9 protein-coding genes and 1 pseudogene are annotated in these 11360 nt (G+C 36.6%); 4 read left to right on the top strand and 6 right to left on the bottom strand.

Annotation, left to right across the window (positions count from 1 at the left end; all coding sequences use genetic code 11):
• Positions 1-91 precede the first annotated feature (91 nt).
• The 4 genes and pseudogenes from Q0X66_RS05710 to Q0X66_RS05695 all read right to left on the bottom strand — a co-directional run.
• A pseudogene (locus Q0X66_RS05710) lies at positions 92-586 on the bottom strand (VWA domain-containing protein); the annotation flags it as partial.
• Positions 587-2245 (bottom strand): hypothetical protein, encoded by a 1659-nt coding sequence (locus Q0X66_RS05705; protein WP_297704158.1) that lies wholly within the window; start codon positions 2243-2245, stop codon positions 587-589.
• Positions 2246-3112: a DUF58 domain-containing protein gene (locus tag Q0X66_RS05700; protein WP_297704156.1), complete on the bottom strand. Its 867-nt coding sequence runs from the start codon at positions 3110-3112 to the stop codon at positions 2246-2248. It lies immediately after the preceding gene.
• A 68-nt stretch (positions 3113-3180) separates the two neighbouring features.
• Complete coding sequence (locus Q0X66_RS05695) at positions 3181-4182, bottom strand: MoxR family ATPase (protein WP_297704154.1); 1002 nt, start codon at positions 4180-4182, stop codon at positions 3181-3183.
• Positions 4183-4342: 160 nt separating this feature from the next.
• On the opposite strand from Q0X66_RS05695, the gene Q0X66_RS05690 reads away from it, so the two are divergent.
• From Q0X66_RS05690 to Q0X66_RS05680, 3 genes are read left to right on the top strand one after another with little or no spacing between them, the layout of a single operon-like run.
• Positions 4343-5218: an aldo/keto reductase gene (locus tag Q0X66_RS05690; protein WP_297704152.1), complete on the top strand. Its 876-nt coding sequence runs from the start codon at positions 4343-4345 to the stop codon at positions 5216-5218.
• A gap of 24 nt (positions 5219-5242) precedes the next feature.
• The gene (locus tag Q0X66_RS05685) at positions 5243-5998 is read left to right on the top strand and encodes an SDR family NAD(P)-dependent oxidoreductase (RefSeq protein WP_297704150.1); all 756 of its coding nucleotides are present in this window, start codon (positions 5243-5245) and stop codon (positions 5996-5998) included.
• On the top strand, positions 5995-7131 hold the full coding sequence (locus Q0X66_RS05680) for an ATP-binding protein (protein ID WP_297704148.1): 1137 nt from the start codon (positions 5995-5997) through the stop codon (positions 7129-7131). The genes Q0X66_RS05685 and Q0X66_RS05680 overlap by 4 nt, the downstream gene beginning before the upstream one ends.
• On the opposite strand, the gene Q0X66_RS05675 is transcribed toward Q0X66_RS05680, so the two are convergent.
• Complete coding sequence (locus tag Q0X66_RS05675) at positions 7128-9068, bottom strand: alpha-amylase family protein (protein WP_297704145.1); 1941 nt, start codon at positions 9066-9068, stop codon at positions 7128-7130. The two genes, Q0X66_RS05680 and Q0X66_RS05675, sit on opposite strands and share 4 nt — an antisense overlap.
• Position 9069: 1 nt before the next feature.
• Positions 9070-10014 (bottom strand): carbohydrate kinase, encoded by a 945-nt coding sequence (locus tag Q0X66_RS05670; RefSeq protein ID WP_297704143.1) that lies wholly within the window; start codon positions 10012-10014, stop codon positions 9070-9072.
• A gap of 176 nt (positions 10015-10190) precedes the next feature.
• Between Q0X66_RS05670 and Q0X66_RS05665 the strand changes: the two genes are divergently transcribed.
• Positions 10191-11327 (top strand): SPFH domain-containing protein, encoded by a 1137-nt coding sequence (locus tag Q0X66_RS05665; protein ID WP_297704140.1) that lies wholly within the window; start codon positions 10191-10193, stop codon positions 11325-11327.
• The last annotated feature ends 33 nt before the right edge of the window (positions 11328-11360 follow it).

The raw sequence follows: 11360 nt of genomic DNA, 5'->3' as shown, positions 1-11360 counted from the left end.
TTTTGATGATGAGGAGCAAACGAACAGGGTTTTGTTCATTGTTTCAGATGGCGAGGATCATTCCGAGGGTTCAACCTTAGACGCTGTTGAATTGGCCGTACGGAATTTCTTTGAGCGCATTTAATACAATAGATTTGTCACTTGTTATTGGTGTTTTAGTATAACTTTCGCCTGCATAGGCCACTAAACCAATTCTATCATTTGGTCTTTGCCGAATAAAATCTGCTGCCACTTCTTTAAGCGCCGATAGTCGGTTAGGTTTTAAATCTCTTGCCAACATACTTGAAGAAACATCTATCGCCATCACAATATCTATACCTTTCGTGGTTTTCGTTCGAGTGGAAATATCCTCAGTTTGAGGACGCGCCATTGCTACAATAATTGCTGTCAATGCCAACAAACGGAACACAAATAATACAGGTTTTAATTTTGGCAAAAAGTCGTTAGCGGTAAATCCAGCAACACTCGGAATTTTCAGGGAAGCAGTCTCCTCTTTGCGCTTGAATACATGCCATATCAAAGCCATAGGGAGCAGTAAAAGCAACCAAAAAAGCTGAGGATTTGCAAATTCTATATTGTCTAACATTTATGCCTCTGTTTTTACTTCTAATGAACCAATTATCCTATTTATAATTTCTTCGGCGTAAGTATCTTTATCTAACCATGATAAGATTAACTGCTGCTGAAAACCATTTCCGCCAAAAAGAATAATAGTGTATTGTCCGCTAACTAACTCTTTTGTGTCAGGAACTGTAAATTTACCCCGACCAAAAACTTTAATTCCTTTTACACCAGATACGGTCACGAATTCTTCTTGCTTAGTAATAATATTTTTTGCGCCCTGGTCTTCAAAATTTTTCAATATTTGTTCAACAACCTGATTGAAATCCGGTTCTTCAGGTTTATTTAATGTGGTCGAAGTTGTTCCAATAGTAAGTAAACCTTTTTCACTTCTGTACATAAAAGCCTGCAGCTCTTTGATATTGGCCTTCGCATCCGGGGGAAGCTTAACCTGTTGTCTAACTAATACTTCGGGAGTTTCAACAATAATTGGCGGATATCCGTAAGAACTGGAAACCCATTCTCTTTCTAAAAGTCTTTTTGTAGGATGGCCCGTAATGGTGTCCCAAACATAAGAAGGACCTAAATAGGCTATAAGTCCACCCAGGGAGACCAGCAATACAATTGCCGCAGCAGAGACAATTGATATTATTTTCTTTTTCCGTTTTTTCTTGGCAATAACCTCCTGATACTCTTCCTGTTCCAACATATCTTCTTCTGTAGGTTCTGGCAGGGCTTCTTTCGTTTTAACAACAATCTCCTCAATAGCTTTTCTGTCCTGTTCGGCCACTGTTGTAAGGGGTTTAGACCTTGCAAATTTTACAAGATCTGCTGTTTGTAATATTTTTTCAAATTGTTTAATGGTATTATCCTTTAGCTTTAATTCACCGGCATCCTGCAATAATTCTAATTTTTGAATCAATTCACTTGTGGTACTTTCCAGTGCTGAAATATGTACCTCTTCCTCAAGATAGGATCGCACTATTGCAGTTAATTCTGAATAATACACTTTGTACTTATCCTGAATTAAATATTTAGAATTTTCTAATCGTTTCAATTCCAAAAGTGCTCGATCATAAGGTGGGAGCAATGCCACCTTTTCCTCTTCTGTCAATGGTTTTTTTCGAATTATGAACCAATAAATAAGGCCGCCTGCTATTCCGGCAATAAGCAAAACAATCAGGAAGATTTTCCAAAAGGCACTATTACTTTTTTGTACGCTTATTAAAGGTTTTATATCATACATTTTTTGGTTGACTGTATCCACGGGTACCGTGGCAACATCAACCTTAAGGGAGTCTGTAAAAAATCCAGCCCCGTTAATTTCAATACGCTGAGCCGGCAGTACATAGGATCCGGAATCAAATTGTGTAAGCGCGTATGTTTTTTGTAGCGTTATCCTGTCTTTTTTTCTGGTTGTATCTGTTTTAAAAGCTTCAACAGTTTCCAATGGAGAAAAAGTTTGCCCTTCAGGGAAGAATACCTGAGCAGTTGAATCTACTTCAACAGAAACCGTAAAATTAATTTGTTCACCAATTTTAATATTGGTAGTGTCTACATTTGATGTTATTACGGGTTGCAACTGAGCAATTATGGAATTCCCAAAAAATAAAAGATATAAGAATATTACCGGTCCGGACCAGGAACTAATAATATGCCTTAATTTCATTGAAACCTTATTCATTTATCCTCTTCGCTTAAAATAACCCAATAATTTTTTAACATAACTCTCATCCACTCGACAATCCAAAATACCACACCCCGATTTATTGAAAGTTTCCTTAAAATAGTCTACCCTATTTCTATAGTATTCACCATATGCATTCCGAACACCTTTAGATTGTGTATTTACAAGTTTCAGTGAACCGGTTTCAGAATCCAGCATTTGCACTACCCCTAAATTTGGAATGTGCTCTTCTTTTTCATCATAAATACGAATACCTGTAACATCGTGTTTTTTCCCCGTAATTTTTAGTGTTTGCCTATAATCTGTTGCCATAAAATCTGAAAGCACAAATACAATTGCTTTTTTCTTCATGACGTTAGTTAAATATTTAAGTGCTTCCCCAATATTAGTCTTATTGCTTTTCGGAGAAAATTCCAGTAATTCTCTTATTATTCGCAGGACATGGCTATTTCCTTTTTTAGGGGGTATAAAAAGTTCAACTTCATCAGAAAAAAGTAAAAGACCAACTTTGTCGTTATTTTGGAGTGCAGAAAACGCCAGAGTTGCCGATATTTCGGTAATAATATCCTTTTTAAACCTATTCGTTGTTCCAAAGAGCTCAGAGCCACTGACATCTACCATTAGCATCATGGTTAGCTCCCTTTCTTCCTCAAATACTTTTACAAAAGGCTCATTATATCTGGCTGTGACATTCCAATCAATGCTTCTAACATCATCACCAAACTGATATTGGCGAACCTCACTAAAAGTCATTCCACGACCCTTAAAGGTAGAATGGTATTCCCCTCCAAATATGTGATCTGAAAGACGACGGGTCTTAATTTCAATCTTACGAACTTTTTTTAATAACTCTTTCGTATCCATTCGGGTTCAAGCTTTTTAGTTATATAAGCAAATGCCCTTTACGGCATTGAAATACATAGGTTGAACTATTATGGTACTTCAATTTCGTTAACAATCCGGTTGATTATTTCTTCTGAAGTAATATTTTCTGCTTCCGCTTCATAGGTAATTCCAATTCTGTGCCTTAGTACGTCATGCACAACAGCACGCACATCTTCAGGAACTACATAACCACGTCTTTTTATAAAAGCATAACATTTAGCGGCATTTGCCAGATTAATACTTCCACGAGGCGAAGCTCCAAAACTTATGAGCGGTTTAAGATCTCCCAAATTATATTTTTCCGGATATCTTGTGGCAAATACTATATCGAGAATATATTTTTCTATTTTTTCATCCATATAGACTTCTCGCACTGCCTGTTGAGCACTAAGTATTTGTTTAATTGATATAACAGGTTTAACATCCTGAAGTATACCCTGAAGATTTTGCCTTATAATAAGTTGTTCTTCATTCATCTTAGGATAATCAATTACCGTTTTTAGCATAAAACGATCCACTTGAGCCTCAGGGAGTGGATATGTTCCTTCCTGTTCCACCGGGTTTTGAGTAGCCATAACCAAGAATGGCTTATCAAGTATGAAAGTTTCATCACCAATGGTAACTTGTTTTTCCTGCATGGCTTCCAACAGTGCAGATTGCACTTTGGCAGGGGCACGGTTTATCTCATCAGCTAAAACAAAATTGGCGAATATAGGACCTTTCTTTATTGAGAAATCATTTACTTTCATATTATATATCATTGTTCCAACGACATCTGCGGGTAGAAGATCCGGAGTAAACTGAATTCTGCTAAAACTACCTTTAACAGCCTTTGACAGAGTGGTTATCGCCAGGGTCTTTGCAAGCCCGGGAACTCCTTCTAACAAAATATGACCCTGTCCCAAAAGTCCGATCAACAATCGTTCTATCATATGCTTTTGACCCACAATAGCTTTATTCATTTCCAGAACCAGCAGGTCTATAAAAGCACTTTCCTGTGCAATCTTCTCATTAACCGCACTAATATCTACAGTAGTATTTTCCTCCATTAATAATTTTTATTTTTTGGTTTTTAATATGTTGGTATCACAGTAGGGCGCAAATTGAAAATTTATTTATATAAGTGCTGTTAATGATTGGTTAAAAAATGCCTAGAACCCTAAGTTTTATGAAGTATTTAAGGGATTTATTTTATATTTTCACATACTTATGAAAAACCGGATATCTTATTCCAAAATTATTGCTGGAACCATGACATGGGGAAGTTGGGGGAAGAATCTTACAAAAGATCAAATGACTGACCTTATTGGCTATTGCGTTGAAAAAGGAATAACAACTTTTGACCATGCTGATATATATGGAGGTTATGATAATGAAGAAGCGTTTGGCAAAGCGTTTTTTCAAAGTTCAATACCCAGGGAACGACTACAACTTATTACTAAATGTGGAATACAATATGTCTGTAAGGCCAGAGAGAATAAAGTAAAACATTATGATTATTCTAAAGAATACATTATATGGTCTGCAGAGCGTTCTCTGTCCAAACTAAAAACTGACTATTTGGATCTTTTTTTACTGCACAGACCCAGCCCGTTAATGCAACCCGATGAAATTGCGGAAGCCATTCTTTATTTGCAAAAAGAAGGTAAAATACGGGAGTTTGGAGTGTCTAATTTCTCTCCTGCGCAGATTGCCCTAGTAGAGTCGGTATTGCCAGTAAGCGCTAACCAGGTCGAATTTTCCTTAACAGCCGAAAAGTTAATGTATGACGGTACTTTTGATGACTGTATCATTCATAATCGGACTGCAATGGCATGGAGTCCCATTGGCAGCTATTTCAGGGAGAAAGACAAAAGGCAAAAACGAATAAAGAAAGTGATGAAAGGGCTAAAAAAGAAATATAAAGTAAATAGCGGTCAAATTCTCCTGGCATGGATTTTAAATCATCCTTCCAGAGTTCACCCAGTTGTTGGCACCACTAACAAAGAACGTTTAAAGGCTTCTGTAGAAGCTACTGAAATTGATTTGGAGATGGAAGATTGGTTTTTGTTATTAGTTGCATCTCAGGGGCATAAAGTTCCCTAGTTAATAATCATTCCAATAAATTTAATGAAAAAAACAGCATTTATTACCGGCGCATCCAGTGGCATAGGAAAGGCTACTGCACTACTTTTCGCATCAAAGAATATCCGATTGATAATTTGTGGGCGAAGAAAAGAACTTTTAATAAAATTGCAGAAGCAATTAGAGCCATTAACGGATGTCTATGTTTTAAACTTTGATGTCAGTGATAAAAATGCTGTTGCAAATTCGATCAACTCATTACCTGAGGAATTTTCTCATATAGATATTTTGATTAATAATGCGGGGAATGCACATGGTTTGGATTCCATAGAAACAGGCAGTCTTGAGGATTGGGATGCTATGCTGGATATTAATGTAAAAGGCCTGCTTTATGTCTCCAGGGCAATTTTACCTAAGATGGTGGAGCGTAATTCGGGACATATAATAAATATAGGTTCAACTGCCGGCAAAGAAGTTTATCCCAAAGGGAATGTTTATTGTGCTAGTAAACATGCGGTTGATGCAATTAATCAGGGAATGCGAATTGATTTGAATACATATGGCATAAGAGTGGGTGCTGTTAATCCTGGATTGGTAGAGACAGAGTTTAGCAATGTCAGATTTAAAGGGGATGTTGAAAGAGCCCACAGTGTTTACCAGGGTTTTCAACCTTTAAAACCTGAAGATATAGCAGAAATAATTTACTTTGTAATATCACAACCTGCCCATGTAAATATTGCAGATCTCGTAGTTATGCCAACCGCACAGGCAAGTAGTACTCTAGTGAAGAAAACAATATGATTAATAAGCGCCTACTTGTAAAAAACCTTTTGGCTCATAATGACGAAAATAGTTTTTATGATAAAAAAAGGTTTATCAATATAGGAAAACGAGAAGGTAAAGCTAAATTCCTAAAGCATGTTTGCGCACTTGCTAATAGTAATCCAAATAATAATTCCTTTATTGTTGTTGGTGTTGAGGATGAAGATAACAAAATTGTAGGAGTAGATTTCTTTGATGACAGTAAGATTCAAAACCTTGTAAATGCCTACCTGGATAACCCTCCCCTGATCTCTTATGAAAATATACCGTTTCCTCACTTACCTGAGGGTAAGGTCGTAGGGTTAGTTACTATAAGCTCTAATGGCAAAGTGTGCGCAATGCGGCGCAATATATGGAAATATTACGGAGGTGCAGTTTTTTTCAGAGATGGGAGTATAAGCATGCCCAAGGTATTTGATATTTTATTAAAAGATATCAATTCAGATACCGTTGCGACTATAGAACAACATGCCCGAAATAATATAGAACTTACCCTTGATGGCGTAATAGATTTTATAAATTACAGGCATAAAGATCTGATTAGCAGCTATAAAGTATTTAAAGAACAATTTGTACTTTGCTGGGCGGGCAATCAAAAAAAAGTAAAAAACGAAGTTTTTTATTCAAGAGTAGATATAGAACTTATAAATGAACAGGTTAAACTTTTCTATTCTGCCCTCGATGAAATCTCAATAAGCTATAGTGATGAATCTTTTACTATCATAGAATACGTGAAGTTGGGTTTGGGAAATCAACATAAATACTATCCTTTGGAAAAAGTTGATATATTTTTCTCAGATAACGGAACCTATCAAATTCAAAGCAATTTAGTTTTTGAACCACCTCAATATGATAAAAAGACCTTGTTTCATATATTTAATTCAAACAAGGCTATATTGCAAAAAATTGAAAAGGGGGCATCACTCAAGCGTTCAGAAGAATTGGATTTGGAGCTATTACCGGCAACTTATCTTATTTGCTATTTTAATGGTTTTGAAGAGGCGAAGGATCTTATGGAATCAGCTCGGCCTTTATTAAAGAAATACGATGTAAACATTTATGAATCCCTGAAGGAATCTTTTCGAATATTAAGAAAAGTAAAATATAGCTAGGACTTGCTGAGCCATAGAATTTGAAAGGGATTTATTTCTAAAAAAGCACTTTTTAAAGTAATGCTTTCACCTGATACCAGGTCCTGCAATTTACCTCCTGTCGCATAACCCTTGGACACAATATTAGCACCTTCTATCACATGAATGCTTTCATCAAAATTGCAAATTACAAGGACATCCTTATCAGAATTATTTGTTCTTTCAAACATAAAAATATGCGGGTTTGCGGAATGATGCAGCAACAAATTGTTCTTGTCAGCAAATACTGGTGTATTTCTTCTAATCCTAATTAGTTTTTTTAGAGAATGGTAAATTTGTGTTTGAGGAGTATCAATTTTATCTAATCCAGAAACAATTTTCCAATCTTGTTTAGGTCTGTTGGCCCATCTGCTATCTTCTTTTAAGTCTTTGTTTTTAAGATAAGAATAATCATTTAAGGTCCCTATTTCATCACCGGCATAGATCATGGGAATTCCCCCATAGGACAATATGATGGCATGTAGCATTAGGATTTTATTTACTGCTAATTTTATCAATTCCTGATTGTTCTGCTCTAATCCTTTCTCCAATCCGAGTAAAGAGGCAGTACTACCAGTAATCCTGCCATCGCCATTTTTTGGATTATACATAAAAACTTGCCCCTTAGCGGGTGACCAATCCAGTTTTTGACAATAGTAATCCAATAAAAACTTCCTGTGTGCTGCCGCGTCCCAGCCCACTTCGTAAATATAGCGGTCATCAAAACCAAGTCCAATGTCGTCATGGCATCTGATATAATTTATCCAGGTCCCCTCTGAGGGCTTACTTGGTAAATTAATCAGATTTTTATACAAGAGATGAGTCTTTTTTGTAGCGATTGAATTCCAAAGTAGCGCCATCAAAGTGGCATTGTAGGCAATTTCACATTCATTACCTTTTTTAATGCCTTCACCAAAATACTTGATAATTTCCTTAGGAGAAACTATAGCTTCAGCCAACAGAACAACCCCGGGAGCAACGACTTGTAAACACATTCGAAATAGGGTAATTAAGCTATGTGCTTCGGGAAGATTTTGAGAATTTGTACCCAATTTTTTCCATAGAAATGCCAGTGCGTCAAATCTAATAACGTCTACTCCCAAGTTAGCAAGTTCTACCATATTAGAGAGCATATCCATAAACACCATTGGGTTTGTATAATTGAGATCCCATTGATAGTCATTAAATACAGTCATAACCCACCTTTTCATTTTCGTATTATAAGTGAAGTTTCCAGGGGAGGTTTGAGGAAACACTTCGGGCAAGGAATGTTCAAATTCATCTGGCATATTCCTGTCCGGGTAGGTATAATAATAATCCTGGTATTTTTTATCACCCGCCATTGCTTTTTTTGCCCAGGGAAATTCATCTGAAGTATGGTTTACAACAAAATCCATCATCAGATACATTTTTTTGGAGCGCAGTTTTTTTGTTAGGTTCAACAAGTCTGCTTTTGAACCGTACTTTTTGTCAACTTGGGTGTAACTGTTGACTGCATATCCCCCATCATTTTCTCCTTTAGGCCTTGTTGTGACAGGCATGATATGTAGAAGGTTGACGCCTAATCTTTCTAAATATGCAATTTTAGTTTCAAGACCTTTCAGATCCTTATTGAAGTTGTCCACATACAATTGCATGCCAACCATTTTTTCAGATTGATACCAATTTGCATGTTTAAGCCTTCTCAGGTCCTGGATTTTAAGATTTTTAGATCTTTTCTTAAAAAGTTCAGGTAAAAGTTCCAACAATACAGGAAATGAATTTTGTAAGGTTGACTCAGGGTATAGAGATAAGAATAGGTTTTGTATTATAGAAAGGTTAGTGGATAATCTTAAATCAAATAGTTCTTTCAGATTCGCTTTCTCTGGGTTATCCAGCTTATTTGAAGCCAACAACCTGTTTAATGAGGTTTGGTTCATTCTAATTGTCGAGTTGAATTTGAGTTGGCAATGACTTTATGGCTCCGTAATTCATTGTTGTTATCGCTCCGGCTTTATTTGCTATAGCGATCATTTTGAATAGCAAATCGCGATTACTTATACCACTCTCTATATTATCCAGAGTAGAAATTTGTTTTAACAGGCAGCCAATAAAGGCATCTCCTGCACCTGTTGTATCAACCGGCTTTACAATGATGCTGGGGATTGTATTTGAATGCCCTTGAGAACTTACAAATGTACCTTCAGAACCAAGAGTAATGGTAATGATTTGTGAGCCGGCTTCATGAAAAAACTCACACGCATCCAAAATATTTTCCTTTCCCGAAATTAATTTTGCTTCTTCTAAACTAAACTTGCAGAGCGTAGATTTTTCAATAAATGGCATAGATTTTTTTATAAAAATATCAGTTCTGTTTTTCCATAGGTCTGCTCTGTAATTTGGATCAAAACTGATAAAGGCTTCTTGAGTTATGGCATCAAATAAAAATCGTCCATACGCTTCTTCCAAACTTCCGCCCAAAAGTGCCGTCGCAGACCCAAAATGAACAATGTTTTTATTAAATTTCTTCTTAATTGCCGGACTGTATTTAAGTTCTTTATCTGCACCCCTGCTAAAGACAAAATCACGTTCTCCTTCTTCATCAATAGAAACAAAGGCGAGGGTAGTAAAAGTTTCTGATCGTTGAGCTAAAGAAATGTCCACGTCTTCATTTTCCAACACCTTTAATAGAAATGTACCAAAAGGGTCATCCCCAACACAACCAATAAATGCACTTTTCCCTCCGAGCTTGGTTATAGCACAGGCTACATTGGCCGGGGCACCACCCGCTTTTTTTGTGAATTCACTGGCTAAAGCTAAATTAAAACCTTGTTTTTCGGCTACAAAGTCTATGAGCAATTCACCTATACAATACACTTCTTTCATAAATCTATACTTAAAGCAATTCCCAAAGTAATGAGAAATAAGGTGTTACTCCAAAAAAAACAGGACTATTTATTAAATCGATTCTCACCATTGTACTAATTCTTTATATTCCGAAAAGACACTTGGTCTGTTTTAAAGAATTGATTACCTTTTTCTGGAATTAAAAATCTAACAAAATGAACCTATTTGATGAGATTAAAAAGAAACTAAGTCACGAATTCATTGATATAGTAGAATGGATTGACACGACTAATGATACCATAGTTCACAGATTTGAACGTTATCAGAATGAAATTAAAAATAATGCCAAATTGGTGGTTAGAGAAGGTCAGAAGGCCGTATTTGTAAATGAGGGTCAATTAGCGGATGTTTTTAAACCGGGGACACATACTTTGAATACTAATAACCTTCCTATACTAACTACTTTAAAGGGATGGAAATATGGATTTGACAGCCCTTTTAAGGCAGAAGTATATTTTGTTAATACCAGATTGTTTACAGATGAAAAGTGGGGAACAAAAAACCCAATTATGTTAAGTGATGAACGCTTTGGGTTAACTGAGATAAGGTCTTTTGGAACCTATAGTTTTAGAATTAGCGATGCCGGCAAGTTCGTGGTAGACGTGGTTGGTACTGATGGTAATTTTACAAATTACGAGGTAAACGAACACCTCAAGAGTTTAATTGTGACGCGATTTACGGATACTGTGGGGGAGGCAAACCTGCCTCTGGAATTATACGCTGCTAATACAAGTGAACTTTCCGAAACTTGCCAGGAAGTTATGAAACCGGAATTTGAACGTGTAGGGATAGAGTTGGAAAAATTCTATATAGAAAACGTTTCCATGCCTGAAGAACTGAAGAAGGAGATTTTTGATTACAGCAGATTAGAAAAGTTAGACTTGTCCAAACTCACTCAATTTAAGGCAGCAAAGGCAATGGAAGCTGCTGCCAAAAATGAAGGCGGTACTGCCGGAGCAGGAATGGGTATGGGTATGGGTTTTGTTCTGGCACAGCAAATGGGAACTTTAATGGGGCAGCCGGCACAACAACCCTTTACTTCACAACAGCCGCAAGGAGCTGCTCTGCCACCTCCAATTCCTGTTCAGGTAATGTATTACTATGCGGCAAACGGGCAACAACTTGGCCCAGTTTCTTTCGATAAATTAAAGGAACTCTTTGCAAATAGGACTATTAACCGGGATTCTCTGGTATGGAAACAGGGCCTTGTGGGGTGGACAGCACTTAAGGAAATAGGGGAGTTAAAGGCGTTTTTAGGCGGTAATACACCACCACCATTGCCTCAAATGTAGTAACCGTAAGTATTAAAAAACACTTTGTTGATT

The organism is uncultured Eudoraea sp., from assembly GCF_947260015.1.
In the GTDB taxonomy this organism is placed as follows: Bacteria; Bacteroidota; Bacteroidia; order Flavobacteriales; family Flavobacteriaceae; genus Eudoraea.
Note: the sequence above shows the minus strand (reverse complement) of the source record. Positions and strands in the feature narration are given on the sequence as shown.

What these genes read in the sequence shown, in the direction of transcription:
- Q0X66_RS05675 (WP_297704145.1), bottom strand. Translation starts at nt 9,068, where the DNA reads ATGAACCAAACCTCATTAAACAGGTTGTTGGCTTCAAATAAGCTGGAT.
- Q0X66_RS05670 (WP_297704143.1), bottom strand. Translation starts at nt 10,014, where the DNA reads ATGAAAGAAGTGTATTGTATAGGTGAATTGCTCATAGACTTTGTAGCC.
- Q0X66_RS05700 (WP_297704156.1), bottom strand. Translation starts at nt 3,112, where the DNA reads ATGGATACGAAAGAGTTATTAAAAAAAGTTCGTAAGATTGAAATTAAG.
- Q0X66_RS05705 (WP_297704158.1), bottom strand. Translation starts at nt 2,245, where the DNA reads ATGAATAAGGTTTCAATGAAATTAAGGCATATTATTAGTTCCTGGTCC.
- Q0X66_RS05665 (WP_297704140.1), top strand. Translation starts at nt 10,191, where the DNA reads ATGAACCTATTTGATGAGATTAAAAAGAAACTAAGTCACGAATTCATT.
- Q0X66_RS05690 (WP_297704152.1), top strand. Translation starts at nt 4,343, where the DNA reads ATGAAAAACCGGATATCTTATTCCAAAATTATTGCTGGAACCATGACA.
- Q0X66_RS05685 (WP_297704150.1), top strand. Translation starts at nt 5,243, where the DNA reads ATGAAAAAAACAGCATTTATTACCGGCGCATCCAGTGGCATAGGAAAG.
- Q0X66_RS05680 (WP_297704148.1), top strand. Translation starts at nt 5,995, where the DNA reads ATGATTAATAAGCGCCTACTTGTAAAAAACCTTTTGGCTCATAATGAC.
- Q0X66_RS05695 (WP_297704154.1), bottom strand. Translation starts at nt 4,182, where the DNA reads ATGGAGGAAAATACTACTGTAGATATTAGTGCGGTTAATGAGAAGATT.